At 72.7% G+C, this 26306-nt stretch carries 23 protein-coding genes; 15 read left to right on the top strand and 8 right to left on the bottom strand.

All coding sequences use genetic code 11. From position 1 onward, the window contains the following. Nucleotides 1-54 precede the first annotated feature (54 nt). A complete protein-coding gene (locus EFL26_RS14655; protein ID WP_123223572.1) occupies nt 55-969 on the top strand; it encodes a DUF4349 domain-containing protein in 915 nt (304 codons plus the stop codon). Nucleotides 970-997: 28 nt separating this feature from the next. Here the strand turns inward: EFL26_RS14655 and hemE are convergent, their stop codons facing one another. Continuing rightward, complete coding sequence (gene hemE, locus EFL26_RS14650; protein ID WP_123223571.1) at nt 998-2083, bottom strand: uroporphyrinogen decarboxylase; 1086 nt, start codon at nt 2081-2083, stop codon at nt 998-1000. Nucleotides 2084-2152: 69 nt separating this feature from the next. Between hemE and EFL26_RS14645 the strand changes: the two genes are divergently transcribed. Then, nucleotides 2153-2752: a DUF3000 domain-containing protein gene (locus EFL26_RS14645; protein ID WP_246000201.1), complete on the top strand. Its 600-nt coding sequence runs from the start codon at nt 2153-2155 to the stop codon at nt 2750-2752. Continuing rightward, on the top strand, nt 2752-4062 hold the full coding sequence (locus EFL26_RS14640; RefSeq protein WP_123223569.1) for an HRDC domain-containing protein: 1311 nt from the start codon (nt 2752-2754) through the stop codon (nt 4060-4062). Before EFL26_RS14645 ends, EFL26_RS14640 begins: the two co-directional genes overlap by 1 nt. Nucleotides 4063-4068: 6 nt before the next feature. Here EFL26_RS14640 and EFL26_RS14635 read toward each other — a convergent pair whose 3' ends face one another. Then, nucleotides 4069-5478, bottom strand: a complete 1410-nt coding sequence (locus EFL26_RS14635) for an ABC transporter substrate-binding protein (protein ID WP_183408193.1) — start codon at nt 5476-5478, stop codon at nt 4069-4071. Nucleotides 5479-5648: 170 nt separating this feature from the next. Between EFL26_RS14635 and EFL26_RS23900 the strand changes: the two genes are divergently transcribed. The 3 genes from EFL26_RS23900 (at nt 5649) to EFL26_RS14615 (ending at nt 7711) form a co-directional block, all read left to right on the top strand. Then, nucleotides 5649-6395, top strand: a complete 747-nt coding sequence (locus EFL26_RS23900; RefSeq protein WP_148046723.1) for a hypothetical protein — start codon at nt 5649-5651, stop codon at nt 6393-6395. 64 nt (nt 6396-6459) lie between these two features. After that, a complete protein-coding gene (locus EFL26_RS14620; protein ID WP_123223565.1) occupies nt 6460-7080 on the top strand; it encodes a hypothetical protein in 621 nt (206 codons plus the stop codon). Nucleotides 7081-7267: 187 nt separating this feature from the next. Further along, a complete protein-coding gene (locus EFL26_RS14615) occupies nt 7268-7711 on the top strand; it encodes a type II toxin-antitoxin system PemK/MazF family toxin (protein WP_123223564.1) in 444 nt (147 codons plus the stop codon). Here the strand turns inward: EFL26_RS14615 and hrpA are convergent. Both hrpA and EFL26_RS14605 read right to left on the bottom strand, forming a co-directional pair. Continuing rightward, nucleotides 7702-11478, bottom strand: a complete 3777-nt coding sequence (hrpA, locus tag EFL26_RS14610) for an ATP-dependent RNA helicase HrpA (protein ID WP_123223563.1) — start codon at nt 11476-11478, stop codon at nt 7702-7704. The two genes, EFL26_RS14615 and hrpA, sit on opposite strands and share 10 nt — an antisense overlap. 112 nt (nt 11479-11590) lie before the next feature. Next, nucleotides 11591-12058 carry a hypothetical protein gene (locus EFL26_RS14605; protein WP_123223562.1) on the bottom strand — a complete coding sequence of 156 codons (468 nt, stop codon included), beginning with the start codon at nt 12056-12058 and terminating at the stop codon, nt 11591-11593. Between the two features lie 129 nt (nt 12059-12187). Between EFL26_RS14605 and EFL26_RS14600 the strand changes: the two genes are divergently transcribed. The 4 genes from EFL26_RS14600 (at nt 12188) to EFL26_RS14585 (ending at nt 17910) form a co-directional block, all read left to right on the top strand. After that, nucleotides 12188-12937 carry a response regulator transcription factor gene (locus EFL26_RS14600; protein ID WP_123223561.1) on the top strand — a complete coding sequence of 250 codons (750 nt, stop codon included), beginning with the start codon at nt 12188-12190 and terminating at the stop codon, nt 12935-12937. Then, nucleotides 12934-14391: a sensor histidine kinase gene (locus EFL26_RS14595; protein WP_246000200.1), complete on the top strand. Its 1458-nt coding sequence runs from the start codon at nt 12934-12936 to the stop codon at nt 14389-14391. The genes EFL26_RS14600 and EFL26_RS14595 overlap by 4 nt, the downstream gene beginning before the upstream one ends. 166 nt (nt 14392-14557) lie before the next feature. Then, entirely contained in the window at nt 14558-16648 is a 2091-nt protein-coding gene (locus EFL26_RS14590; protein ID WP_123223560.1) for a mannosyltransferase YkcB-related protein, read from the top strand. Continuing rightward, nucleotides 16645-17910 carry a bifunctional glycosyltransferase family 2/GtrA family protein gene (locus tag EFL26_RS14585; protein WP_123223559.1) on the top strand — a complete coding sequence of 422 codons (1266 nt, stop codon included), beginning with the start codon at nt 16645-16647 and terminating at the stop codon, nt 17908-17910. Before EFL26_RS14590 ends, EFL26_RS14585 begins: the two co-directional genes overlap by 4 nt. Nucleotides 17911-18035: 125 nt before the next feature. Here EFL26_RS14585 and EFL26_RS14580 read toward each other — a convergent pair whose 3' ends face one another. Beyond that, complete coding sequence (locus tag EFL26_RS14580) at nt 18036-18641, bottom strand: TetR/AcrR family transcriptional regulator (RefSeq protein ID WP_123223558.1); 606 nt, start codon at nt 18639-18641, stop codon at nt 18036-18038. Nucleotides 18642-18712: 71 nt separating this feature from the next. On the opposite strand from EFL26_RS14580, the gene EFL26_RS14575 reads away from it, so the two are divergent. The 4 genes from EFL26_RS14575 (at nt 18713) to EFL26_RS14560 (ending at nt 22939) form a co-directional block, all read left to right on the top strand. Further along, nucleotides 18713-20260 carry a flavin-containing monooxygenase gene (locus EFL26_RS14575; RefSeq protein WP_123223557.1) on the top strand — a complete coding sequence of 516 codons (1548 nt, stop codon included), beginning with the start codon at nt 18713-18715 and terminating at the stop codon, nt 20258-20260. Next, nucleotides 20257-21108, top strand: coding sequence for an SDR family NAD(P)-dependent oxidoreductase (locus EFL26_RS14570; protein ID WP_123223556.1), 852 nt, complete (start codon nt 20257-20259; stop codon nt 21106-21108). The genes EFL26_RS14575 and EFL26_RS14570 overlap by 4 nt, the downstream gene beginning before the upstream one ends. Nucleotides 21109-21327: 219 nt before the next feature. Next, on the top strand, nt 21328-22365 hold the full coding sequence (locus EFL26_RS14565) for a hypothetical protein (protein WP_123223555.1): 1038 nt from the start codon (nt 21328-21330) through the stop codon (nt 22363-22365). 31 nt (nt 22366-22396) lie between these two features. Then, nucleotides 22397-22939: a DUF402 domain-containing protein gene (locus EFL26_RS14560; RefSeq protein WP_123223554.1), complete on the top strand. Its 543-nt coding sequence runs from the start codon at nt 22397-22399 to the stop codon at nt 22937-22939. Here the strand turns inward: EFL26_RS14560 and EFL26_RS14555 are convergent. The 3 genes from EFL26_RS14555 to EFL26_RS14545 are packed head-to-tail and all read right to left on the bottom strand — an operon-like array spanning nt 22905 to nt 25446. Further along, nucleotides 22905-23591, bottom strand: coding sequence for a VOC family protein (locus tag EFL26_RS14555; protein ID WP_123223553.1), 687 nt, complete (start codon nt 23589-23591; stop codon nt 22905-22907). The two genes, EFL26_RS14560 and EFL26_RS14555, sit on opposite strands and share 35 nt — an antisense overlap. Nucleotides 23592-23600: 9 nt before the next feature. After that, nucleotides 23601-24269: a response regulator gene (locus tag EFL26_RS14550; protein ID WP_123223552.1), complete on the bottom strand. Its 669-nt coding sequence runs from the start codon at nt 24267-24269 to the stop codon at nt 23601-23603. Nucleotides 24270-24276: 7 nt separating this feature from the next. Continuing rightward, the gene (locus EFL26_RS14545) at nt 24277-25446 is read right to left on the bottom strand and encodes a sensor histidine kinase (protein ID WP_148046722.1); all 1170 of its coding nucleotides are present in this window, start codon (nt 25444-25446) and stop codon (nt 24277-24279) included. Between the two features lie 147 nt (nt 25447-25593). Between EFL26_RS14545 and EFL26_RS14540 the strand changes: the two genes are divergently transcribed. Then, the gene (locus EFL26_RS14540) at nt 25594-26265 is read left to right on the top strand and encodes a hypothetical protein (RefSeq protein ID WP_123223550.1); all 672 of its coding nucleotides are present in this window, start codon (nt 25594-25596) and stop codon (nt 26263-26265) included. Nucleotides 26266-26306: the final 41 nt, after the last annotated feature.

Below are 26306 nucleotides of genomic sequence, written 5' to 3'. Positions count from 1 at the left end.
CAAACCTGCCGGGCCGCCGGGGAACCGGCCCCCGCACGTCCACGTCCAAGCGCCATGGAGCTCCGACACCGCCTCGCGCTCGCCCTGCTGACCCTGCCGCTCGCCGCGGCGCTGACCGCCTGCGGTGGCGGCGCCGGCTCCGACCAGAAGACCTCCGGGAGCTCCGGGTCGACCGCGTCCGACGTCGGTGGCTCGTCCGACGCGGCGCGGACCCCGCAGGACGCCCGGGCAGCCGACGGCGTGGCGGCCAAGCCGGCCGTCGACCGTGCACTCCAGCGCGCGGTGATCGCGAACGGCAACGTGCGGCTCAGCACGGAGGACCTCGCCGGCGTCCGTCAGGACGCGATCAACCTGGTCACCGGTCTCGGCGGTCACCTGGCTGACGAGCACTCTCTCTCCGACACCCGCGGCCGGCTCGAGCGGGTCGACCTCACCGTCCGGGTGCCCGCCGACTCCTTCGAGCGTGCTCTCGACGGCCTGGCCGCGCTCGGCACGGTCCGGCACCGTCAGCAGACGGTCGAGGACGTGACCACGCAGGTGATCGACATCAACGCCCGGGTCAAGGCGCAGAGCGACAGCGTCGACAGCATCGAGCGCCTGCTCGCCCGCGCGAACACCATTGCCGAGATCATGTCGGTCGAGCGGGAGCTCAGCACCCGGCAGGCCGAGCTGGACTCCCTCGTGCAGCAGCAGAAGTACCTCGCCGACCAGACCTCCCTGTCCTCGATCCAGGTCACCCTGACCCGCCCGCCCCGGCACCACGAAAGTGCACCGGCGCCCGGCTTCCTCGGCGGCCTGGAGGGCGGTTGGCACGCGTTGGGACAGACCCTGGTCGTGATCGGTACGGCGATCGGAGCGGTGCTGCCCTTCGCCGTGGTCGTGGCGCTGCTCGGCGGTCCCGTCGTGTGGCTGACCCGCCGTCGTCGGCTCGTGGCGGCTCCCCCGCCGGCGCCGGCGCCGGAGCCCTAGCGGCCCCGGTCCGGACCACCCCGGACGATCAGCGGCTGCTGACCTCGTGCACGTGGTCGGTCAGCCGCTTGAGCTGGTCGGGATCGGTGGAGGGGATCACGCCGTGGCCGAGGTTGAAGATGTGGCCCGGCGCCGCCCGACCGGCCGCGAGCACCTGGTCGGCCCGCTCGAGCATCACCTCGGTCGGGGCGAAGACCAGGGTCGGGTCGAGGTTGCCCTGGACGCAGCGACCCCCGACCCGGCGTACGCCCTCGGCGAGCGGGACGCGCCAGTCGACGCCGACCACCTCGGCACCCGCGGCGCCCATGAGGTCGAGGATCTCCCCGGTGCCGACGCCGAAGTGGATGCGGGGCACGCCGTGCCGGCCGACCGCCTCCAGCACCTGGCGGGAGAACGGGAGCACGTGCTGCTCGTAGTCGGCACGAGTCAGCGCCCCGGCCCACGAGTCGAAGAGCTGCACGGCGCTGGCGCCGGCCTCGACCTGGACACCGAGGTACGCCGCCGAGATGCCGGCGATCTTGGAGAGGAGGGCGTTCCAGACGCCCGGGGCGCCGAACATCAGCGCCTTCGTGCGGGCATGGTCCTTCGACGGCCCGCCCTCGACGAGGTACGACGCCACGGTGAACGGCGCGCCGGCGAAGCCGATCAGCGGGGTAGCACCGAGCTCGGCGACGAGGAGCCGCACCGACTCGGTGATGTAGGGGACGTGCTCGGGCGTGAGGTCGGGGATCGCGGCGACGTCGTCGAGCGTCCGGACGGGCCGCGCGACCACCGGGCCCACGCCGGGCACGATGTCGAGGTCGACGCCGATCGCCTTCAGCGGGAGCACGATGTCGGAGAAGAAGATCGCGGCGTCCACGGCGTACCGGCGGACCGGCTGGAGCGTGATCTCGGTGACCAGGTCGGGCCGCATGCAGGAGTCGAGCATGCTCACGCCCTCGCGGATCGCGAGGTACTCCGGCAGCGACCGCCCGGCCTGCCGCATGAACCAGACGGGCGTGTGCGGGACGGGCTCGCCGCGGGCCGCGCGCAGGAACGCCGAGGCGGCCAGCGGGGTGCTCGGCGGGGCCACCTGTCCCCCGGCGAGAGGTGGTGACTGGGCCGCGTCCGACATGGGTCGATCTTCGCAGGTCGGGCGGCGAGTCGGGGACGCGGGACCCCCCGATCCGCCTAATCTGAGGCCATGCCTGCACCCCGGGAACGCCACCGCGAGCCTCCGCCGATGCCGGCCGAGTTCGTGCGCGCCGTGGAGCAGCTCCGGTCCGCGCGGTTCCGCCCCGAGGTGCTCACCGAGGAGATGCCCGCGCCCCAGCGGATCGCGCCGTACGCCTCGGCGCTGTCCGCGGACGTGACGTCCGACGGAGTCGACATCGGCACGGGCCGGATCGTGGTGCTGCACGACCCCGCCGGCAACGACGCCTGGGAGGGCACCTTCCGCTGCGTCGCCTACGCCCGCGCCGACATCGACCCCGAGCTGGTCACCGACCCGCTGCTCGCGGAGGTCGGGTGGACCTGGCTCACCGAGGCACTCGAGGCCCACGGCGCCACCTATGCCGCGCCCTCCGGCACGGTCACCACGGTCGCCTCCGAGAGCTTCGGAGGCATGGCGACCGAGCCCGGCACGGCCCAGATCGAGATCCGCGCCTCGTGGACGCCGGTCGGCGAGCTGACCCCGCACGTCGAAGCCTGGGGTGAGCTGCTCTGCACGGCCGCGGGGCTTCCGCCGGTGCCCGAGGGTGTCGTCACCATGCCGAGCCGACGGGGACAGCGCGGCACAGACTGATGACCACGGACACACCTTCGCCCACCGGCGAAGAGCCCCCCGACGAGACCGCGCCCCTGCTCACGCTGCGTGACGGGCTCCCCGAGATCACCGACACGCCCGAGGGCCTCGCCGCCGTCGTCGCGCGGGTCGCGGCCGGCACCGGGCCGATCGGCCTGGACGCCGAGCGAGCCTCCGGCTACCGGTACTCCGCGCGGGCCTACCTCGTGCAGCTGCGGCGGGAGGGGGCCGGCACCGCCCTGATCGACCCGGTCGCGTTCCCCGACCTCACCTCCCTCAACGAGGCGATCGGCGACGCCGAGTGGATCCTGCACGCGGCCAGCCAGGACCTACCCTGCCTGCGCGAGGTCGGGCTCCGTCCGGCCGCCCTGTTCGACACCGAGCTGGCCGCGCGCCTGCTCGGCTACCCGCGCGTCGGGCTGGCCACGCTGGTCGAGTCGATCGTCGGCAAGTCGATGCGCAAGGAGCACTCCGCCGCCGACTGGTCGCAGCGACCGCTCCCGACACCCTGGCTCGAGTACGCCGCCCTCGACGTCGAGGTGCTCCTCGAGCTGCGCGAGGTGCTCGGCCGTGAGCTGGAGGAGACCGGCAAGGCCGAGTGGGCGCGCCAGGAGTTCGAGCACCTGATCAGCTTCGAGCCGTCCCCCCGGCTCGACCCGTGGCGGCGCACCTCGGGCATCCACAAGGCGAAGGGCCGCCGTGCCCTCGCCGCGGTCCGCGAGCTCTGGACCGTGCGCGACGAGCTGGCCGAGGAGCTCGACACGACCCCGGGCCGCCTGATCCCCGACGCCGCCGTGATCGCCGCGGCCAACGCCCTGCCCACCAACGGCAAGCTCTTGATGAGCACCCCCGGCTTCCACGGGCGGGGCGCCCGGCGCTACCTGGACACCTGGGTGGAGGCGCTCAAGCGCGCTCGTGCGCTCCCGGATGCCGAGCTGCCCCCGCTGGCGAACCGGTCCGACGGGCCACCGCAGGTGCGGTCGTGGGCCGACCGCGATCCTGTGGCCGCGGCCCGGCTCAACGCCGCCCGCACGGCCGTCACCGCCCTCTCCGAGGAGCGCAACGTCCCGATCGAGAACCTGCTCACGCCCGACTACATGCGCCGGGTGCTCTGGAGCCCGCCGAAGGTGGCCGAGGCGCAGCTCGAGGAGGCCGTGGGCGCCGAGCTGCTCCGGCTCGGAGCGCGGCAGTGGCAGGTCGACCTGATGGCTCCGCTCATCGCGGAGGCGATCCGGCATCCGGCCGAGCCCGCCGCGCCGGAGGAGCAGGTCGAGGCAGCCGCGCCGGACGATCGGCCCGAGGCGGACTGACGTCGGTCAGCCCGCGGGCGAGGGCGGGCTGGAGGACGGGCTGGAGGACGGGGCGCCCGGCGACGGGGACGCGGTGGGCACCGGTGTGAACAGCGGCGCCGACGCGGCGTCGATGGCCTTGAGCCGGTCCTCGAGCGGGTCGATCACCGGGTCGTAGAAGAGCCCGCTCAGCAGGTTCGCGGTGCTGGTGGCCACGGAGTCCCACGTGACCACGTGCGGCTCCGCGTGGATCGCGCGGATCGTCGAGGTGAACACCGAGGCGCTGGCCGGCATCTCGTCGGTCTGGAGGAAGGCCTCGGAGTTCTCCACGTCCAGGTTGGTCGGTACGACGTATCCGGTGCCGGCGAGCAGGGCCATCGCGTCGTCGGACACGGCGTAGGCGAGGAAGTCGGCGGTCTTCTCCGGGTGCTCCGACGCGCTCGACAGGCACAGCCCGGAGCTCTCCCCGCTGGTGGCGCGGGTGCCGACCTTGGGCAGCGGCATCACGTCGAAGCGCAGGTTCACCTGCGACCGCAGCTCGGGAGTCAGGTTGCGGTAGCCCAGCATCATCGCGAGCGACCCGCTCTTGAACCGCTGCAGCGCCGAGCGGCGGGCCAGCTGGGCCTGGTTGAAGGTGATGTGGGGGTCCCGGACCACCTCGAGCAGCTTCTCCAGACCGGACGCGCTGGCGGTGTCGGACAGCGTCAGCGTGGTCGGCTTCTCGAGGTCGTCGACGACCTGACCACCGGCGGACCAGACGAACGGGGCCACCTGGTCGAGGTCCGGCGCGACGTACACCCCGCGGATGCCGCCCCGCGTCGCCTGCCGCGCAGCAGCCGCGAACTCGTCGACGTTCCAGCCGCTGTCGGCGGTGATCGGGCGCTGCCCCGGGCCGGTGAGCCCGGCCAGGCTGATCAGGTCGGTGTTGTAGTAGACGACCAGCGGCGAGACGTCGACCGGCATGCACTGCAGCGCGTTGTCGGAGCTGAACGCCTGGAGGGCGTCCCGCTGGAAGCCGTCACCGAAGTCGACGTGCCGCGCGCCGAGCAGCTCGTCGAGCCGGCGTACCGCCTTCGCCTGCACGAGCGACGGCACCTGGTCGAGGCTGGTCAGGAACGCGTCCGGGGGGTCGCCGGCCGCCTGCTCCTTCGCCAGCGCTTCCTCGGCCTGCTGCGCGGAGTCGTAGGGGCGGACGTTCACGACGGTGTCGGGGTGCTCGGCGGAGAAGTCCGCCGCGATCTTGGTGTACGCCGTGATCACCTGCGGCGGGCCGTACACCGCGAAGGTCAGCAGCGTGGGTCCGGTGGGGGTCGCGGTCGTGGTGGTCACGGCCTTCGGCTCCGCGCCCGACGACGAGCAGGCGGCAGTGACGACCAGAGCCGCGAGGACCACCAGGGACCCGAGCACGGACTTCCTGATCCGGCGACTGCCGAGCACTGCACCCCTCCTCACTGCACCTGCGGTCTCCCTGGCGAAGGCGTCGTGCCCGGCCGGCACACCGACATGCTCGTGGGCCGGGCGTTCGCCCAGGGCACCGTCACGATAGCGGGACACGCCGCCCCGACCGGTGCCCGGCGATGTGATGCTCGTCCCCCTACCGTGGCTCCATGCGTCTGCACCGCCCGTCCCGCACCCTCGCCGCCCTGTGCCTGCTCCCCGCGCTGGCGGTGGTGGCCGGGTGCGGCGGCACCCCGGACGCACCCGCGTCACCGGACACGGTCGGCTCCACCTCGCCTGCGGAGTCCCCGACCTCGCCGGCGACGCCGCCGAGCAGCACGCCGCCGGCGTCCCCGACCGCGGTCCCGCTGGCGGACCGGCTGCTCGCGACCGACCAGGTCCCGGCGCTCAACGCGCAGAGGCCGTGGCAGGACGGCGAGACCGGGCCGGCGACCACAGACCCGTTCGGGGTCTGCGCGAAGGCAGACCTGGCGAGCATCGGCGCGACCGACGTCGTGACGAGGACCTTCTTCCCGGCCGACGACAGCGACGACCTCGCGGCCGAGCAGGTCGCGGAGTTCCCCGACGCCAGGACGGCAGCCACCGCGTGGACCGTGCTCAAGGCCTGGCACGACCGCTGCAGCGGCGCGATGGACACCGCCGCGCGGCTCCAGGTCGGCCCGCTCACGACCGCACCGGTCCCGACCGGCTCGGCCCGGTGGTACATCGTGTCCTGGACGCCTGCCGGCGAGGAGACCGGGCGGTTCGAGACGTTCGGCACGGTGCTCGACGGCACCCGCATCGCCGTGCTCCGGATGGCCCACAGCGGGCCGGATCATCGCTATCCGCCCGGCAAGGACCCGATGGTCGGCATGGTCGTCGCCGCGGCCGGCAGGCTGTCCGGCACCTCGGGCTGAGGACACGTCTTTCGCCGGCACCTCGAAGCGCGCCACAGCAGGACACGCCGCCTATCGTGGTCGGATGAGCGAGCGTCAGCATCACCGCCCGGCGATGCCCGGGTCGGCCAGCTTCGAGGCGATCGAGACGACCGACCACGGCGCCGACCCCGCGCTCCTCGCCGAGGCGGCCGACCGTGCCGCCACAGCCCTCGTCCGCGGCGCGCGTGACCAGGCCGACGAGGCGCTGGTCTCCCGCGTGGTCCACCTCGCCGACACCGAGGGCCTCGAGACCCTCGCGGAACTGTGGGCGGGCGCACCCGCCGATTCGCTGGCCGGGGTCCTCTGGCGGCTCTACGTGCTGCGCAGCTGGGTGTACGCCGACCCGGGCACGGCCGCCCGCGAGTTCGACCGCGGCCGGGCGCTGGCTCCCGTCGCCGAGGCGATCTCCGGGGTCGAGGAGCCACCGGGTCCCCCCGAGGTGCAGGCGCTCGTCGACGCGGTGCTGGGCGGCGTGGTCGTGGGCGACTTCGCCGACACGGTCTTCCGGGCGGCTGCCTTCGCGCGCGTGGCCGCGGCCGGACGCGCCCTGGCCGAGGCCGACGGCGACTCGTCGTACCACTCCGACCTGGCCGCCGCCCGGCTGTTGACCCTCGCCGACCAGCTGGAACGCGCGGGCCACCTGGAGCTCGAAGGCAAGCTGTGACGGGTTGTGTGGAGATCCACCGCTGCTCACCGGCCAGCGGTTAGACTCTCCGAGTGCGCCGGACCGCGGCAGCCCCGGGTCCCAAAATCAGCCGCTTCGAGCGGCCACGCGCCGTGAGGCGCTCCCGGTCCGGTGCACACCAACTCTGACCGCACCAACGTGGCGAGTTGGGTACCGTCCTCGCACGATGGCATTTGGTCTCCCCCGGTTGCGCCGCCTGTTCAACCCGAGCACCCCGCGGCTCAGGTTGCACTACGCCCCGCGTCGCAACGGCCGGCCCGACCCGGGTGAGGTGGTCTGGGCGTGGGTGCCGTTCGAGGACGACCCGACTCAGGGCAAGGACCGCCCGGTGCTGGTGATCGCCTGCAACCGCACGACGGTGATCGCCCTTCCGCTGACTTCCAAGGACCACGACCACAACAGCGACTACGAGGCTCGTGTCGGCCGGTTCTGGATGGACATCGGCACGGGAGACTGGGATGCCCAGCGACGGCAGAGCGAGGTCCGGCTGAACCGCGCACTGGTCCTCGACGTCAAGGTCGTGCGCCGCGAAGGCGGTGCCCTGCCGAAGCCCATCTTCGACGCGGTGGTCGAAGCCGCGACCCCGTACCTACCCACGCCTCAGAGCTGAGCCACCAGCTTGCGCAGGCGCGTGTCGGAGACGGGGGCGGCCGTCCCCAGCTGCTGGGCCCACAGCGAGACCCGGTACTCCTCGATCATCCAGCGCAACCGCTCCAGCCCGGCTCCGGGCGGCCGGCCCGGCGGGAGGGCGGACATCCGCTGGTCCCAGGCCTGCTGGAACTCGGTCACCCGGCCGAGCAGCTCCAGGTCGCGGGCCGGCGACGCGTCGAGCTGACGCCGCCGCTCGCGGAGGGCGGCCAGGTAGCGCGGGTAGCTGCGCAGCGCCACCACGCCGGCGTCGGCGACGAAGCCACGGCCCACGAGCCGACCGAGGTGCTGGCGCATGTCGTTCATCGACGGCAGCACGGCGAGGTCGACCCGGCCGTGCAGCAGCCGGTCGACCTCGCGCCAGTCGGCCAGCACGCGAGACGTCTGCTGCAGCACTGCCGCCGCCCGCTCCGGGAGCTCGCGCCGCGCCTGCTGCAGCAGGGCGTCGAAGGCTCCCTCGTCCCAGACGGGTCCGGCGAGCTCCACCAGCTCGCCGAGTGCGGCGAGCACGCAGTCGTCGACCAGCTCCTTCACCGAGGCGTACGGCGAGCCCGCGAGGCCGAGCTTCGCGGCGTTGTCGAGCCCCGACAGCAGGTCGGGGGCGGTGGTGCCGAGCTGCAGCAGCCGGCGTACGCCGCGCCGGTGGTGGGCATCCTGCTCCTCGGCCGTGGCGTGCACCTGCAGGCCGACCGTGGTGCCCTCGTCGACCAGCCCGGGGAATCCGACCACCTCGTGGCCGGCCCGGACCTGCCGGAAGGACGGCTCGATCGTCCCGAAGGTCCACGCCGTCTGGCCGGTCCGGGCGACCCCGGAGTCCGCGGCCGCCGACGCCACGGCCTCCTCGAAGGCCGGGCGCAACGGTGCCTTCAGCGCGTCGAGGTCCTTGCCCTCCGCCACGACGGCGCCCGTCTCGTCGACGACGCGGAAGGTGGGCCGCAGGTGGTCGGGCACCTTCGACCAGTCCCAGGTGTCCTCGGGCACGTGCACGCCCGTGGTCGCACGCAGGTGCCGGGCCAGCGCGTCCGTGATGCTCTCCTCCCCCGGCGGCACCGCGGCCAGGAACGCCCGGGCGACGTTCGGCGCCGGCACGAAGCTCACCCGCAGCCGCTTCGGCAGCGAGCGCAGCAGGGCCACCACCAGCTCCTCGCGCAGTCCCGGGACGTGCCAGGTGAACGACGCTCCGTCGAGGTGGTTCAGGGTGGCGAGCGGTACGTCGACCCGCACGCCGTCCTCCACCTCACCCGGCGCGAACTGGTAGTGCAGCGGCAGCGCGAGCGCGTCCTCGTGCCACGCGTCGGGGAAGTCCTCGGGCCGCACCTCGGCGGCACGGTCGCTGAGCAGCATCTGCGGGTCGAAGGTCAACAGGTCGGGACGGTCGCGGCGGGCCTGCTTCCACCAGGCGTCGAAGTGGGCACCGGAGACGACCTCGGGAGGGACCACCGAGTCGTAGAAGTCGAAGAGGGTCTGCTCGTCGACGACCAGGTCGCGCCGGCGGGCGCGGTGCTCGAGCTCCTCGGCCTCCTCCAGCAGCTGCCGGTTGGTGGCCAGGAACCGGTGTCGGGCGTGCCACTCGCCCTGCACGAGCGCGTGCCGGAGGAACAGCTCACGGGCGAGCTCGGGATCGTGCTTGCCGTAGTTGACGAGGCGGTCGGCGACCAGCGGCACGCCGTACAGGGTCACGCGCTCGCGGGCCATCACTGCCGCTCGTTTCTGCGACCAGTGCGGCTCCGACCAGGTGCGCTTGACCAGGTGCTCGCCGGCCCGCTCGGCCCAGAGCGGGTCGATCGCGGCGCACTGGCGGCCCCACAGCCGCGAGGTCTCGACCAGCTCGGCGGCCATCACGAACTCCGGCTGCTTCCGGAACAGTCCGGAGCCGGGGAAGATCGAGAACCGTGTGCCGCGGGCGCCCAGGTAGTCGCGCCTCTCCGCGTCCCGCAGACCGATGTGCGAGAGCAGCCCGGTGAGCAGCGCCTGGTGGACCGCGTCCTCGTCGAGGCTGCCCTCGCCCGTCGAGCCGATGCCGCCCTTGGGGACGGTCAGGCCGACCTCCTTGCAGACCTGGCGCAGCTGGCGCTCGAAGTCCTGCCACTCGCGCACCCGCAGGTAGTTCAGGTGCTCGTCGCGGCACATCCGCCGGAACGCGCTGGACCCGAGCTTCTCCTGGTGCTCGCGGAGGTGGCGCCAGAGGTTGAGCCAGGCCAGGAAGTCCGAGCGCTGGTCGCGGAACCGCGCGTGCATCTGGTCGGCACGCGCCTGCTGCTCCACCGGACGCTCGCGCGGGTCCTGGATCGAGAGCGCCGCGGCGATCACGAGCACCTCGCGCAGGCAGCCGAGCCGGTCGGCGGCGAGCAGCATCCGTCCCAGCTGCGGGTCGATCGGCAGCCGGGCGAGCGTGCGGCCGACGCCCGTGAGCCGGGTCCGCCCGCCGCGCCCTTCCTTCGTGGTCACGCCTTGGGTGGTCGGGCCGGCCAGCGCGCCGAGCTCCTCGAGGAGGAGTACGCCGGACCGGACGTTGCGCGCGTCGGGAGGGTCGACGAACGGGAACCGTGCGATGTCACCGAGGCCGAGCGCGGTCATCTGCAGGATCACGCTGGCCAGGGTGGTGCGCAGGATCTCGGGGTCGGTGAACTCCGGCCGCGCGAGGTAGTCGTCCTCGGAGTAGAGGCGGATCGCGATCCCGGCCTCGACCCGGCCGCAGCGTCCGGACCGCTGGTTCGCCGAGGCCTGGCTGATCGGCTCGATCGGGAGCCGCTGGACCTTCGTGCGGACGGAGTAGCGGCTGATCCGCGCTACACCGGTGTCGATCACCGCGGAGATCCCGGGCACGGTGAGCGAGGTCTCCGCGACGTTGGTCGCGAGCACGACCCGCCTGCGCGTGTGGCGCTCGAACACCCGGTGCTGCTCGGCGGCCGAGAGCCGGGAGTAGAGCGGCACGATGTCGAACCCGCGCGGACCTTCGGCCCGCCTCTTCAGCGCGTCCGCCGTGTCCCTGATCTCCCGCTCGCCGGGGAGGAAGACCAGGACGTCGCCGGGCGTCTCCGCTCGCAGCTCGTCGACCGCCGCGACGATCGCCTCGGTCTGGTCGCGGACGAGCACCTCCCCCTCCTCGTCGCTGTCCGGGACCTGCACCAGCGGGCGGTAGCGGATCTCCACGGGATAGGTGCGCCCGGAGACCTCGATGATCGGCGCCGGGGTGCCGTCGGAACCCGCGAAGTGCCGGGCGAACTTCTCGGGGTCGATGGTCGCGGAGGTGATGATCAGCTTGAGGTCGGGCCGGCGCGGCAGCAGCTGCTTGAGGTAGCCGAGCAGGAAGTCGATGTTCAGGCTGCGCTCGTGCGCCTCGTCGATGATGATCGTGTCGTAGCGCTTCAGCTGCTTGTCGCGCTGCAGCTCGGCCAGCAGGATGCCGTCGGTCATCACCTTGACCCGGCTGGACCTCGAGGTCCGGTCGGTGAACCGCACCTGGTAGCCCACGACGTCGCCGAGCTCGGTGCCGAGCTCCTCGGCGATGCGCTCGGCGACGCTGCGCGCGGCGATCCGGCGCGGCTGGGTGTGCCCGATCATGGCGTCCTGCCCGCGACCCAGCGCCAGGCAGATCTTCGGCAGCTGCGTGGTCTTGCCGGACCCGGTCTCGCCGGCGACGATCACGACCTGGTGGTCACGGATCGCCTCGGCGATGTCCTCGCGGCGAGCCGAGACCGGGAGCTCGGCGGGGAACTTGATGTGCACGACCCGGCCAGTCTGACGAACGCCGACAAGCGCGCGCCACCCGGCCGGGTGCCAGGTCGCGGGAAGGGTGCCGGGTCAGGCGCGGGACCGGGGGCTGCCCGCGCCCGTCCGGTCAGCCGGTGGGGCTCGACGACGGCGGCGCCGGGGACGGGCTCGTCCCGCCGTACGGCGTCAGCGGGCCGCCCTGCGGGGGACCGTCGTTCCACCGCCAACCAGGACCGCCGTCGCCTCCGAACCCGCGGCCGTGCTTGCGCCAGCCGGGAGGCATCCCCATGCCGGGACCCCCCGGGCCCATCTGGTAGCGATCGTTGTCCTCGTGTCCGGCCGCCGCACCGATGACGCCACCGGCGACGCCGCCGATCACCAGCGAGGCCGCGGCCACGGCCAGCATCGCCCGGAAGGTCCAGGCCCGGTCGCGCCAGCGGGTCTTCAGGACGGGTGCCGGGGCAGACGCGGCGGGCTCGGTGACAGCCGTCCGGTCGACGGCGGTCTCGTCGCCGGGCGTCGGGCCGGGAGGCGGGCCCGGCTCGGGCGGCACCGTGGGGTCAGGGCTTCCCGAGACGCTGTCGTCGTCTGCCATGCCTCCAGCGTGCACCCGGAACCTGTCACCGCGCTGTGAAGTCGCCACGAAATCCCCCGACCGGCCCTCACAGGCTTTTCACAGCGAACCCATGGTCAGCCCATCACCGTGTGCACGAGGCTGGGGCACATGGCAGCACACGCACCTGGTCGAGGCCCCGAGATGACCCGCCCCGACGGCACCCCGCTCAGGGTGCTGGTCGTCGACGACGAGCCCAACATCGCCGAGCTCCTCAGGATGGCCCTGCGCTACGAGGGGTGGGACGTCGAGGTGGCGCTGACCGGGAGCCAGGCGGTCAGCACGGCCCGCAAGCTCGGACCGGACTCCGTGGTGCTGGACATGATGCTGCCCGACTTCGACGGCATGGAGGTGCTCCGCCGGCTGCGCACCGAGCAGCCGGACGTACCGGTGCTGTTCCTGACCGCCCGCGACGCCGTCGAGGACCGGGTCGCCGGCCTGACCGCCGGCGGGGACGACTACGTGACCAAGCCGTTCTCCCTGGAGGAGGTCGTCGCCCGGCTCCGCGCGCTGATGCGCCGCGCCGGCGCACAGCAGACCGCCGAGCACTCGATCCTCACCGTCGGTGACCTCGTGCTCGACGAGGACAGCCACGAGGTCTCGCGCGACGGCGTGCCGGTCAACCTGACCGCCACCGAGTTCGAGCTGCTCCGCTACCTGATGCGCAACCCGAAGCGGGTGCTGTCCAAGGCGCAGATCCTCGACCGGGTCTGGAACTACGACTTCGGCGGCCAGGCGAACGTGGTCGAGCTCTACATCTCCTACCTGCGCAAGAAGATCGACGCCGGCCGGGAGCCGATGATCCACACCATGCGCGGGGCGGGCTACGTGCTCAAGCCGGTCGAAGCGATGGCTCCGTGAACCTTCGGCCCGAGCGCCTCCTCCCTCGCACCCTCACCGCGCGGCTGGTGGTCACCGCGGTCGCGCTGGTGGCGCTGGTGGGCATCCTCGTCGCGGCGAGCGCGACCATCGCGATGCGGAGCTACCTCACCGACCAGCTGGACGGGAGGGTTCGCGACGCGCTCGAACGGGCCGACCGCACCGCCCGGGGGATCCCCGACGGTCCGGGTGACGGCGCGGACCGCTCCCTGGGACAGATCCCCGGAACGCTCAGCGTGATCATCCCGGCCGACTCGTCGGTCGCCCCTGTCGGCGGGGTCCTCACCGAGCGGCTGGGCGTCACCTCCCTGCCCACATCCACGATCACGACGCTCCGCGCCCTCGACGGCGGGGTGGACGGGCAGACGGTCAAGATCTCCGGAACGAGCTACCGCGCCATGCTCCGCGAGGACAGCGCCGGTACCAAGCTCGTCGTCGGTCTGCCCACCTCGGACGTCGACCGCACCATCAACAGCATGCTGACCTGGTTCGCGCTGCTCACCCTGCTCGGGGTCGGCATCGCCGGTGCTGCGGGCACGCTCCTGGTCCGCCGGCAGATGCGCCCGCTGTACGCCGTGGCCGAGACCGCCCGCGCGGTCTCGACGCAGGAGCTCTCCACCGGCGAGACGGCGATCGAGACCCGCGTGCCGCAAGAGCTCACCGACGAGCAGTCCGAGGTCGGCAAGGTCGGCTTCGCGCTGAACACCCTGCTCGACCACATCGACGAAGCCTTGGCCGCCCGGCACCGCAGCGAGCAGCAGGTGCGCCAGTTCGTCGCCGACGCCTCGCACGAGCTGCGCACCCCGCTGGCCACGATCCACGGGTACGCCGAGCTGTCCCGCCGCCAGCTCTCGGGAGACACGGCCGACGACGCAGCGGCCCTCCTGCTGGCCCTCAACAAGGTCGAGACCGAGGCGGACCGGATGGGCGACCTGGTGGCCGACCTGCTGCTCCTGGCTCGTCTCGACTCCGGGCGGCCGCTGGCGCGCGCCGAGGTCGACCTGACCCGGCTGCTGCTCGAGGCCGTCGCCGACGCCCGCGTCGTCGCACCCGACCACAAGTGGCAGCTCTCCCTGCCCGACGAGCCGGTGACCGTCGTCGGTGACGACGCCCGCCTCCATCAGGTGATCACCAACCTGCTCAACAACGCCCGCAGCCACACCCCGACCGGCACGACGGTCACGGTCGGCGCCGCGGCGTACGACGACCACGTGACCGTCACGGTCCACGACGACGGCCCCGGTCTCCCGCCCGACCTCGTCGGCGAGGCCTTCGACCGCTTCACCCGCGGCGACTCCAGCCGCACCCGCGCGTCCGGCGGCGCCGGCCTCGGTCTGTCGCTGGTGAGCGCCATCGCGGAGGCCCACGGCGGCTCGGCCGCGGTGACCTCGACGCCGGGCGACACGACCTTCACGGTCACGTTGCCGCGCCGCTGAGCCGCGCAGAATTCACTACTTGGGTAGCGAATTCGCCGCTTCTCACACCGGATTCCGTGTGGGAAGCGGCCAATTCGCAACCCGGGTTGCGAATTCGCCCGAGCCTCACAGACGCCGCACAGACGTGCCACACGGTCCCCGCAGCGGCCCCCGACATCGTCGAGACATGGACCTGACCCAGACCTCGACACCCCGCCCCCTCGCCTTCCTCGGCGCCCGCGCGAGCACCGTGCGACGCGGCCGGCGTACCGCCGCACCACCGGGACAACAGGCCGACGGCCGAGGCGTCGGGGCCGACCTCGGCCGCCCCGCGTGGGCACGTCCGGCGCTCGTCGGGCTGCTGGTGGCGACCGGCCTCCTCTACCTCTGGGGCCTCGGCCAGTCCGGCTGGGGGAACTCCTTCTACTCCGCCGCCGTGCAGGCCGGCTCGGAGTCGTGGAAGGCGTTCTTCTTCGGCAGCTCCGACGCCGCCAATGCGATCACCGTCGACAAGACACCGCTGGCGCTCTGGCCGATGGAGCTCTCCGTGCGGATCTTCGGGCTCTCCAGCTGGAGCATCCTCGTGCCGCAGGCGCTCGAGGGCGTGGCCACCGTCTACCTGCTCCACCGGATCGTGCGGCGCAGCACCGGCTCCGACGCCGCCGGCCTCCTCGCGGGAGCCGCCATGGCGCTGACCCCGGTGGCCGTGCTGATGTTCCGGTTCAACAACCCCGACGCGATGCTCGTGCTGCTCCTCGTGGCGGCCAGCGGCGCCACCCTGCGCGCCGTGGATCAGAGCGGGCTCGAGAAGGGCCATCCCCTGCGGTGGCTGCTGCTCGCGGGCGCCTTCGTGGGCCTGGCGTTCCTCGCCAAGATGCTGCAGGCGTTCCTGGTGCTCCCCGCCCTGGGCCTGACCTACCTCCTCTTCGCGCGGGCCTCGTTCGGCAAGCGGGTCCTGCACCTGGTCGGCGCGTTCGGCGCGATGGTCCTCGCCGGCGGCTGGTGGGTCGCGATCGTCGAGCTGTGGCCGGCCGGCAGCCGCCCCTACATCGGCGGCTCGCAGAACAACTCGATCCTGGAGCTGACGCTCGGCTACAACGGCCTCGGCAGGCTGAGCGGTGACGAGACCGGCTCCGTCGGCGGCATGGGCGGCCAGGCCGGCCGCTGGGGCGCCACCGGCATCGGCCGGCTGTTCAACTCCGAGATCGGCGGCCAGGTCGCCTGGCTGGTCCCCGCGGCCCTGGTCCTCGGCGGCGCAGCGTTGTGGTTCGGCCGCTCCGACCGACGCATCCGGGCAGCGACCACCCTCTGGGGCGTGACGCTCCTGGTCACCGGCCTCACCTTCAGCTTCATGGCCGGGATCTTCCACGCCTACTACACCGTTGCCCTCGCGCCGCCGATCGCCGCCCTGGTCGGCATCGGTGCCTGGCTGCTCTGGCGTCGACGAGACGACGTCGTCGCCCGCGCCGGCCTGGCGGCCGCCCTCGTGGCCACGGTCCTCCTCGCGTTCGTGGTCCTCGGTCGCACGCCCGACTACCTGCCCTGGCTGCGGTACGCCGTGCTCGTCGCCGGCCTGATGGGCGCGGCCCTGCTCGTCGGGCTGGCCTGGTTGCCACGACGGCTCGTCGGCGTCGCCGCGGCGGCGGCCCTGGCCTCGGCGGTCGCCGCCCCCGCGGCGTACTCGCTGAGCACGGCCGGGACCGCGCACACCGGCTCGATCCCCACGGCCGGCCCGGCGTCCGCCGGACGGATGGGCATGCCGGGCGGCGGGCCGGGTGGCCGGTTCGGCGGCATGCCTCCCGGCCAGATGGGCGGGGCCCCACCGGCGATGCCCGGCACGACCGGAACCGCCCAGGGCACCCAGGGCACCCAGGGAATGCCCCAGGGCATGGGTGGCGGCGCCGCCGGCGGCCTGCTCAACGGCAGCACCCCGAGCAGCGAGCTCACCGCCCTCCTGAAGGCCGACGCCGGCTCCTACACCTGGGTGGCCGCCGCGGTCGGGTCGAACACCGCCTCCGGCTACCAGCTCGCAACGCAGGACCCGGTGATGGCGATCGGCGGGTTCAACGGCTCCGACCCGAGCCCGACCCTCGCCCAGTTCCAGGCCTACGTCGGCGCGGGCAAGATCCACTACTTCATCGCCGGCGGTGGCATGGGTGGTCCTGGCGGATCGGGCAGCAGCACCAGCTCGGCGATCACCGCGTGGGTCGAGGCGAACTTCACAGCGCAGACCGTCGGTGGCGTCACGCTCTACGACCTCTCCGGAGGTGCGGCATGAGCGCCGTCGCCGACCCCACCCCGCTGCCCGAGCCGTCGGGCGCCCGGGCAGCCGCGGCCACGGGGATCGCCCCGCCGGTCATCGACGTGGTGATCCCGGTGCACAACGAGGAGGCCCAGCTCGCCGCCTCGGTACGCCGGGTGCTGGACGCCCTCGACCGGCTCCCGTGGACCTACCGGGTGACGATCGCGGACAACGCGTCGACCGACCAGACCTCGGTGATCGCCCGCCGGCTCAGCCACGAGCACCCCGAGGTCCGCGTCGAGCACCTCGCCGAGAAGGGCCGCGGACGCGCGCTCAAGCAGGCGTGGGGCCGGTCGGGCAGCGACGTGCTGGTCTACATGGACGTCGACCTCTCCACCGACCTCGACGCCCTGCTGCCGCTGGTGGCTCCGCTGATCAGCGGGCACTCCGACCTCGCGATCGGGTCGCGCCTGGCCGGCTCGTCGCGGGTGCAGCGCGGGCTGAAGCGGGAGCTCATCTCGCGCAGCTACAACCTCATCCTGCGCCGGACGCTGCGGGTCGGCTTCAGCGACGCCCAGTGCGGCTTCAAGGCGATCCGGCGCGACGCCGCACGCGAGCTGCTGCCCCTGGTGCACGACCAGCAGTGGTTCTTCGACACCGAGCTGCTCACGGTGGCCGAGCGCGCCGGCCTCCGGATCCACGAGGTGCCGGTCGACTGGGTCGACGACCCCGACAGCCGGGTCGACATCGTCCGCACGGCCCTGGACGACCTGCGCGGCGTCGTGCGCCTCGGCGCGAGCCTCGCCCGAGGCCGGCTGCCGCTGCGCGAGGTCGGCGAGCGCCTCGGCCGGGTCTCGGCCGAGGCCGGCACCGGCCGCCTCGGCCTCCAGGTCGCGATGTTCCTCGTGGTCGGCGTGCTCTCCACGATCGCGTACGCCGCGCTCTACCTCGGCCTGCGCCAGGTCACCGGCGCGATGGAGGCCAACCTGCTGGCGCTCCTGTTGACGGCCGTGGCGAACACCGCGGCCAACCGCCGGTGGAGCTTCGGCGTCCAGGGCCCCGAGGGCCGCCTGCGCCACCAGCTCCAGGGCTTGGCGGTCTTCGCGCTCGGCCTCGGCTTCACCAGCGCGGTGCTGTGGGCGATGCCGCGGACCCACCCCACGCTGGAGGTGGTCGCCCTGACCGGCGCCAACCTGCTCGTCACCGTGCTGCGGTTCGTGGCGATGAAGGCGTGGATCTTCGTCCGTCCGAGCCGCGACACTGCGAGGCACGAGCAAGGTCGCGACGCGAGGAGGTAGAGCGAGCCTGGGTGCTCGTCCTGAGGTGCGAGCGCAGCGAGCCTCGAAGGGAGGTCGCGAACCCGCAAGGGCGGGTCGAAACCCGAGCCGCGACGTTGCGAGGGGCGGGTCGAAACCCGCTGCGGTCAGCGGGTGACGATCGCCGGCAGCACGAGCGCGAGCCGCTGGAGGAGCTCGTCGCGCGACAGGCCGGCGGGGTCCTCGACCCAGGCGACCACGACGTTCTCGACCAACGCCGCCCACCCGTCGACCAGCAGGCGGGTGGCGGCGGAGTCGACCACGCCGAGCTCCGCGAGCTGCTCGGCCCCCGCGATCTCGAAGATCCGGTCGGTCAGCGCCCGCCGTGCCTGCTGGTAGATCGCGCGCAGCTCCTCGTTGCCCCCGGCGGCCGCGCGGATCAGCGAGACGTAGCCGGTGTAGTTCTCCTTGACGTAGTCGACGTACGCGCCCAGGGAGACCGCGAGCTGCTCGAGCGGGTCCTCGATGCCGCGGGGCGCCGTGATCGCGTAGATGTCCTCGACCGCACGGCGCACGACCGCCGCGTGGAACTCCTGCTTGTTGCCGAAGTAGTGGTACAGCAGCCCCCGCGAGATGCCGGCCTCCTCGGCGAGCAGCTCGATCGAGACCTCGTCGAGGGTCCGGGTGGCGAGCAGCCGCGTGCCGAGATCGAGCAGCTGCTCGCGGCGGCTCTCCGGGGACATCCGCACCCGGCCGGTCGACGGCGTGGTCATGTGCGCCAGATTACTGAATTGCCGTCAACAACGCTATTGACGTCTGTTCAACAGCGGCTAGGGTTCTGCCCATGGCCACGACGACCTCCGCCGGCGAGCGCGCCGCGCAGACCCCCTCCCTCCCCGACCGGGTCCGGATCTTCGTCCTCGGTGCCGGCTTCGCCGGGCTCGGGGCCGCGATCAAGCTCGACGAGGCCGGGGAGCGCGACTTCCTGGTCGTCGACAAGGGTGACAGCGTCGGCGGCACCTGGCGCGACAACACCTATCCGGGCGCGGCGTGCGACGTGCCGAGCCAGCTGTACTCCTTCTCCTTCGCCCCCAACACCGAGTGGTCCCGGTCGTTCTCGCCGCAGCCGGAGATCCACGCCTACCTCCAGCGGGTTGCCGAGGAGTCCGGCGTGCTCGACCGGTTCCGGTTCGGCGTCACGGTCGAGGACGCGAGCTGGGACGAGCAGGACCGGGTCTGGCAGGTGACGACCAGCGCCGGCACGGTGACCGCCGACGTCCTGATCAGCGGCTCGGGCGGGCTCTCCGAGCCGAAGCTGCCGGAGATCAAGGGCATCGAGGAGTTCACCGGCGAGATCTTCCACTCCGCGCGCTGGAACCACGACTACGACCTCACCGGCAAGCGGGTCGCGGTGATCGGCACCGGCGCCTCGGCGATCCAGATCGTGCCCGAGATCGCGCCGAAGGTCGCTCACCTCGACGTCTACCAGCGGACCGCGCCGTGGGTCATCCCCCGCAACGACCGCACCTACACCCGGCTGGAGCGGCTGGCGTTCCGCCACCTGCCGTTCGTGCAGAAGGCCTACCGCAGGGCGATCTACTGGGGTCGCGAGGCCTACGTGCCGGGCTTCACGCTCCAGCCGAAGCTCGCCGCACCGGCACGGGCCATGGGCCTGGCGAACATCGCCAAGGGCATCTCCGACCCCGCGCTGCGCGAGGCGGTCACGCCGCACTACCAGATCGGGTGCAAGCGGATCCTGATCTCGAACACGTACTACCCCGCCCTCGACCGCGACAACGTGGACCTGGTCACCGACGGCATCGTCGAGGTCACGCCCACCGGCGTCGTGACCGCGGACGGCACGGAGCGCGAGATCGACTGCCTGATCGTGGCCACCGGCTTCTACACGACCGACCAGCCGATCGCCCACCACGTCAAGGGTCGCGACGGCCGGACCCTTGCCGACGTGTGGGCCGAGCACGGCATGGCGTCGTACAAGGGCACCACGACGGCGGGCTTCCCGAACCTCTTCCAGATCGTCGGCGCCAACACCGGGCTCGGCCACTCGAGCATGGTGTTCATCATCGAGAGCCAGATCGCCTACATCCTCTCGGCGCTCGAGCAGATGAAGCAGCGCGACATCGTCGCGGTGGAGCCCACCCCGCAGGCGCAGGCAGCCTGGAACGCCGATCTGCAGCGGCGGATGCGGCGTACGGTCTGGAGCACCGGAGGCTGCGCCAGCTGGTACCTCGACGAGCACGGCCGCAACACCACGCTGTGGCCGCGCTCGACGTTCGCCTTCCGCGCGCTGCTGCGCCGCTTCGACCTCGAGAAGTACGTCGTGACGACCGCGTCCGACGCCCCCGCCACCAAGGAGCAGATCGCGTCATGAGCGCAGCGTCGAAGAAGTCCCTGGACGACAAGGTCGTCGTGATCACCGGCGCCGGCTCGGGCATGGGCCGGGAGATGGCGATCCTCGCCGCCACGCGCGGCGCCGTGGTCGCGATCTCCGACTGGAACCCCGAGGGTCTCGCCGAGACCGTCGACCTGGTCAAGGCGGCCGGCGTGCGCGAGCTGCGCAGCGACGTGCTCGACGTCTCCGACCGCGCCGCGATGGCCGCTTACGCGACCGCGGTCGCCGAGCAGTTCGGCCGGGTCAACATGATCGTGAACAACGCCGGGGTGACGGTGACCGGCGACTTCGAGGACATGGAGTACACCGACTTCGACTGGATCGTCGGCGTGAACTTCCTCGGTGTCGTGAACGGCACCAAGGAGTTCCTGCCCCACCTGATCGCGTCGGGCGACGGTGCGGTGGTCAACATCTCCTCGCTCTTCGGGCTGATCTCGATGCCGGGCCAGACGGCGTACAACGCGACCAAGTACGCCGTCCGCGGCTTCACCGAGGCGCTCCGCGAGGAGATGCTGATCAACGGACACCCGGTGACGGTCACCTGCATCCACCCGGGTGGCATCAAGACCGGCATCGCCCGCAACGGCCGGAAGACCAAGGGCCAGGACGCCACCGCGATCGACCGGCTCTTCGACGAGAAGCTGGCCCGGATGCCCGCGGACAAGGCAGCGCGCATCATCCTCGACGCCGCCGCCGCCGGGAAGGCCCGCCAGCTGGTCGGCATGGACGCCCACCTGATCCACCACTTCGCCAAGTTCACCGGCTCGCGCTACCAGGACGTCGTGGCGCGCATCGCCGGACGGGTGATCCCGCACAAGTCCGTCTGAGGGTTTCGGCAGGCTCAACCACCCCCGTGGTTGGGCTCGACCACCCCGTGGTTGGGCTCAACCACCCCGTGGTTGGCCTCGACCACCCGGATGGTTGAGCCTGCCGAAACCACCAGAGCCCGACGCCGCCCAGGTGGCGCAGGGTCCGGGCTCGTCTGCGGGTCCGGTTCGATCCGGGATTCGCCCGACCGGCTGATCGTTCGCGCCTACGATCGGCCGATGACGGATCCCGGGACGCCTGTCACCTACCGCTACGTCTCCGACGGTCAGATGCCGACTGTCCTGGACCGGGACACCATGGCGCGGGTCAACCGTCCACTCGCCTGGAGTGCGACGGCGTTTGTCGGCTTCGGACTCGGGTCCACCCTTCTCCTCGGCGCCAACCGTGCATCACTGCCGTACCACCCGGGCGAAGTCGTGCTGCTCTCCCTCCTCTCGGGAGTGGTCATGGCATTGGTGACGGTCATCGCCGGCCTGGTCGGCATGATCATCGGCCGAGCCGTGAGCCGCGCCCGCATGCGACGCCTTTTCCCCACCGGATCGGTCACGGAAGTTCGGCTCGAACAGGACGCCTTGGTGCTCACCCGTCCGGCCAGCACACGGACGGTTCCCTACGACCGCGTCCGTCGGGTGCGTCGGTACGAGCACACGCGCTGGGTCGTCGTACGGGCACGACCGTTCGTCGAGGTGCTGCCGGCGAGCCTGTTGCCGGACCAGGCGGTCGAGACCCTGGAGGCACGCGCGGCCGGCGCCAGGCCACCCGCCTGGTCCCCGGCGCCGACCGGACCCGTGCGGGACCTGGTCGTCCCCGAGGGGTGGGCAGCACACGTCGCCGCCGTGAGCGTCCGGGCCACGCTCCGCTCGCCACGGTTCTGGGCGCGGCTGGGTCTGGCCTTGCTGGTCGCGGGCGTGGCAGCGCACGCCGCCGGGCCCCTGTGGCTCGCGGTGGGTCCCGCACTCGCCCTGATCGCCGTGACGGTCGCCTACCTGCGCACGCGCGAGGCCATGGCACGCGCGACGCCGAGCGGATCGGTCGCGAGCATCGAGACGCTCGACGACCGGCTCGTCTCGCGGACCGCGCGCTGGACCCGGGACATCCGGTTCGACGAGGTCCGCGCCGTGGACGTCCACGGCGACGTCGTCTTCCTCGCGATGACCTCTGCTCCTCGGCGGCTGGCGCTGGCGCGGGCGCTCCTGCCGGACGCGATCCTCGAGCGGCTCCGCTCGGGTGGGACGTCTCCGGAGGTGCACCGATGAGGGCCCCCTCCTGCGTCCGTATCGTTGCGGCGTGACCGACCGGCGCACCGTGCGCGTGCTGACCCGCAAGTGGCCCGACCTTCCGCACTGGGAGTTCGACGCGGTGCGGCTCGGGGTCGACGGGCACGGGCACTGGGTCGGCGTACCGGCCGGCACGTGGCTCTCCCGGCCCGAGCGCGGCTTCCATGCCTGGTGCGACCACGTCGTGCTGGTTCCCCACGACGCCTGGTGGGTGGCGACGATGTACGGCGACGACGCCGACCGGCCGGTCGACGTCTACGTGGACATCAGCACACCGTCGACGTGGTCGGAGGCGGACGCGTCCGTGCGCACGGTCGACCTCGACCTGGACGTGATCCGCGATCCCGACGGACGAGTGTGGGTCGACGACGAGGACGAGTTCGCCGAGCACCAGCACTCGCTCGGCTACCCCGCCGACGTGATCGCCGCGGCCGAGGCGAGCTGTGCGCAGGTGCTCCAGGCGGTCACCGACCTGACCGGACCGTTCGCCGGCGTGCACCTCGACTGGATAGCGCGGCTCAGGTCGGGTCGGCCGACGGCACGCGACCGGTGACGCAGTAGACCGGACCGGCGGGCGGCCGCATCACCGTCCAGCCCTCGTGGACCCGATCGACCTGCGCGCCGAGCCGTTCGTGCCGGCGCACCTCCGCCGCGCGGTCGTCGGCCGACAGGTCGAGATGGGCCCGCACCGGGCCGTCCGGCTCGTCGAGCCGCTGCAGCAGGATGTTCAGCGGCTGACGGGCCGGCCGCCGCAGCCTCCGGAACTCCGGCCGGCCACCCTGGACCAGCTCCCAGCCGGTCGCCGACGCCCAGAACGCGCACTCGTCGTCCCAGAGCGCCGGCGGGATGTCGATGCACACCTGGTCGACCTGCGAGCGGTTGCCGTCCTCCCAGGTGGTCGGCGCGGGCCGCTCGGACTCCGTGCCGGACACGAGGCAGTACGCAAGGCCGCCGGGCGACCGGCGTACCTCGAACACCTGGTCCGGGGCATGCAGGTCGAGGTGCACGCCCGCCGGCCCGGACTCGACGCTCTGCACGCGCAGGAAGGCGTCGCCCGCCGCGGGAAGCAGCGTCGCGAACTCCTCGCGCTCGCCGCGGTACGCCGACAGCGAGTAGCCGGTCACCGCCTGCCAGAACGCGACGGCCGCGTCGAACTCGTCGGCCGGGAGGTCGAGGAACGCCGTGAGCCACGTCGGCGGGTGCATTCCACGAGCCTAGTGACCCGCGGCTCCGTCCTCCGGCGCGACGAGCCCGCACCGGTACGCGAGCACGGTCAGCTGCACCCGGTCGCGCAGGTCGAGCTTGGTCAGCAGCCGCGAGACGTACGTCTTGACGGTCGCCTCGCTCAGGAACAGCTCGCCCGCGATCTCCCCGTTGGAGCGGCCCTGCGCGACCAGGCGCAGCACGTCGACCTCGCGGTCCGTCGCCGCGGCCAGCGGGTCGGGCCGGGAGCCCGGCAGCGGCCGGGCGACGTACCGGTCGAGCAACCGACGCGTCAGGGCGGGGGCCAGGAGGGCATCGCCTCGCGCGACGACGCCGACCGCGTGCACGAGGTCGGCGGGCGAGATGTCCTTGAGCAGGAACCCGCTGGCGCCGGCCCGCACCGCCTCGTAGACGTACTCGTCGAGGTCGAACGTCGTCAGCGCGACGACCCGCGTCTCCGGTCGTCGGGCGACGATCTGGCGGGTCGCCTCGATGCCGTCCATCCGCGGCATCCGCACGTCCATGAGCACCACGTCGGGGGCGAGGTCGTGGGCGAGACGCACGGCCTCCACGCCGTCGGCTGCCTCGGCCACGACCTCCAGTCCGCTGCGCTCGAGGATCATCCGGAACCCGGCGCGCACCAGCTCCTGGTCGTCGACCACGAGCACACGGAGGCTCACCGGCGGTTCACCGTCCGCTCGTCGGGGACAGCGGCAGGGTCGCCCGCACGGCGAAGCCTCCCGAGGGCATCGGCCCGGCGACCAGCTCCCCGCCGTACAGATCGGCTCGCTCGCGCATGCCGATCAGCCCGTGCCCTGAGCCACTGGTGTCGTCGGCTCCCCCGGGGCCGTCGTCCACGACCTCGACGCTGACCGCGTCGGGGCCGTAGTGCAGGCAGACCTCGCAGCGACTGGCGCGCGCATGACGACGCACGTTGGTGAGGGCCTCCTGGACGATCCGGTAGAGCGCAAGGTCCACCCCCGCGGGCAGCTCGCCGGCTTCGCCGCTCACCTTCAGGCGGGTCGGCGTCCCTTCGGCGGTGGTGCGCTCGACGAGCGCCGGCAGCGCCGCCAGGCGTGGCTGCGGGGCGAGCGGAGCGTCGTCCGTCACCCGGAGCACCGAGACGAGGCGACGCATCTCCGCGAGCGCGTCGTTCCCGGTCGAGCGGATGCTCGCCAGCGTGCTCCGCACGTAGTCCGCGTCGTCGGCAGCGGCCTCGGCAGCACCGGCCTGCACGACCATCGAGCTGACCGAGTGCGCCACGATGTCGTGGAGCTCTCGGGCGATCCGGGCGCGCTCGTCGACCACCGCTCGCATCGCCAGCTCGGCCGCTCCCACCTCGGCGTCGATCGCCCTCCTCATCGATGCGTGCGCCCGCCGCTCCAGCGTCCGCAGGCCGAAACCCGCGCTCCACACCAGCGCGGTCACGGTCCAGTGGAAGGTGATCTCCCCCGGGTCCTGCATGAGGCTGACGAACAGGTCCAGCCCCAGCAGGGACGCGGCGGCGACGGCGGCGGCGTACAGCGGCGTGCGCCCGCGACCGAACCGTGCCGCCATGAACACCGCGATCTCCAGCGGCACCATCGCCCCGTAGAAGAGCAGGTACGTCGGGGACAGGAGACCGACCAGCCCCCACACCACGGGGAAGCCGAGCACCGCGAGCAGGGGCTCGCGCCGGCTCCAGAGCAGGGCGACCGCCACGAGGACGACACCCACGGTCGCCGCGATCCCCGAGCCGGACCCCTGCCGCGAGCTGAACGGGACCCAGACCTCACCGGTCCCGAGCACGACGACGCCGCCTGCCAGCACCATCTCGGTGCGGGTCGGCCGGGTACGGAGTGCTGCCCTGTCGAGCACACCCGCACCCTAGATCGCCGGGTGACGATCCCGCAGTCATCGGAAGTTGACACCTTCGACCACCTCGGGCCGATGCCGCGAGGCGGTGCCGCGCGGTCCTCTGGAGCCGGCCCGGACGTGCCGGGTCTCGACCACAGGAGGACCTCGATGTACCCCGACACCCGTGCCCGTCTGCTCGCCGCCCGCTCCTCACTGGTCCTCGGACCGGTCCTGGCCGGCGTCTCGGTGATCCTGCAGCCCGACCTCGGCGGCTCGCCGCGCGACCAGCTCGCCGCGCTCGCCGACTCGCCCCTGGCGGCGGTGTCCGCGGCCGCCTTCCTCGTCAGCCAGCTGCCGATCCTGGTCTCCGTGCTCGCGATCGGGCGGCTCCTCCTGCCTCGTGCGCCGCGGCTCTCGGCATGGGGCACGGCCCTCGGTGTCCTGGGCTGCTTCGGCCACACGGTCTTCGGAGGAACGTCGCTCGTGTACGTCGCGATGGCGAACGACGAGGCCCACCGCGACGTGTACGCGGACCTGATGACCACGATCCAGGGCTCGCCGGTGATGCTCTTCTCCGTCGTCGGGCTGGCCGGCACGGTGCTGGGCCTGCTGCTCCTCGGCATCGGCCTCTTCCGGACCCGCACCGGCCCGGTGTGGGTCGGCCCCGCCGTGTGGGCGTTCCTGGTGGTCGAGTTCGTCGGGTCGTCGATCAGCGGGTACGCGTCGTACCTCTCGGTGCTGCTGCTCGCGGCCGCGTTCTGGGCGCTCGCCGCGGAGCTGGGCCGGACCCCGACCACCCGCGACCTCGCCGACCGGTCGCACGCATCCGTGCCGGCATAGCGGCACTCGATGGCCACACGACGCGTCCCCCGTGTGGAACG

This window comes from Nocardioides pocheonensis, assembly GCF_003725535.1.
Taxonomy (GTDB): domain Bacteria; phylum Actinomycetota; class Actinomycetes; order Propionibacteriales; family Nocardioidaceae; genus Marmoricola; species Marmoricola pocheonensis.
The sequence above is the reverse complement of the archived record's forward strand: the minus strand, read 5'-3'. Positions and strand labels throughout refer to the sequence as shown.

Coding starts and splice junctions, on each gene's coding strand:
- EFL26_RS14565 (WP_123223555.1), top strand. CDS start 21,328: ATGACGGATCCCGGGACGCCTGTCACCTACCGCTACGTCTCCGACGGT.
- EFL26_RS14555 (WP_123223553.1), bottom strand. CDS start 23,591: ATGCACCCGCCGACGTGGCTCACGGCGTTCCTCGACCTCCCGGCCGAC.
- EFL26_RS14590 (WP_123223560.1), top strand. CDS start 14,558: ATGGACCTGACCCAGACCTCGACACCCCGCCCCCTCGCCTTCCTCGGC.
- EFL26_RS14605 (WP_123223562.1), bottom strand. CDS start 12,058: ATGGCAGACGACGACAGCGTCTCGGGAAGCCCTGACCCCACGGTGCCG.
- EFL26_RS14570 (WP_123223556.1), top strand. CDS start 20,257: ATGAGCGCAGCGTCGAAGAAGTCCCTGGACGACAAGGTCGTCGTGATC.
- EFL26_RS14645 (WP_246000201.1), top strand. CDS start 2,153: ATGCCTGCACCCCGGGAACGCCACCGCGAGCCTCCGCCGATGCCGGCC.
- hemE (WP_123223571.1), bottom strand. CDS start 2,083: ATGTCGGACGCGGCCCAGTCACCACCTCTCGCCGGGGGACAGGTGGCC.
- EFL26_RS14615 (WP_123223564.1), top strand. CDS start 7,268: ATGGCATTTGGTCTCCCCCGGTTGCGCCGCCTGTTCAACCCGAGCACC.
- EFL26_RS14585 (WP_123223559.1), top strand. CDS start 16,645: ATGAGCGCCGTCGCCGACCCCACCCCGCTGCCCGAGCCGTCGGGCGCC.
- EFL26_RS14600 (WP_123223561.1), top strand. CDS start 12,188: ATGGCAGCACACGCACCTGGTCGAGGCCCCGAGATGACCCGCCCCGAC.
- EFL26_RS14580 (WP_123223558.1), bottom strand. CDS start 18,641: ATGACCACGCCGTCGACCGGCCGGGTGCGGATGTCCCCGGAGAGCCGC.
- EFL26_RS14540 (WP_123223550.1), top strand. CDS start 25,594: ATGTACCCCGACACCCGTGCCCGTCTGCTCGCCGCCCGCTCCTCACTG.
- EFL26_RS14640 (WP_123223569.1), top strand. CDS start 2,752: ATGACCACGGACACACCTTCGCCCACCGGCGAAGAGCCCCCCGACGAG.
- EFL26_RS23900 (WP_148046723.1), top strand. CDS start 5,649: ATGCGTCTGCACCGCCCGTCCCGCACCCTCGCCGCCCTGTGCCTGCTC.
- EFL26_RS14575 (WP_123223557.1), top strand. CDS start 18,713: ATGGCCACGACGACCTCCGCCGGCGAGCGCGCCGCGCAGACCCCCTCC.
- EFL26_RS14620 (WP_123223565.1), top strand. CDS start 6,460: ATGAGCGAGCGTCAGCATCACCGCCCGGCGATGCCCGGGTCGGCCAGC.
- EFL26_RS14655 (WP_123223572.1), top strand. CDS start 55: ATGGAGCTCCGACACCGCCTCGCGCTCGCCCTGCTGACCCTGCCGCTC.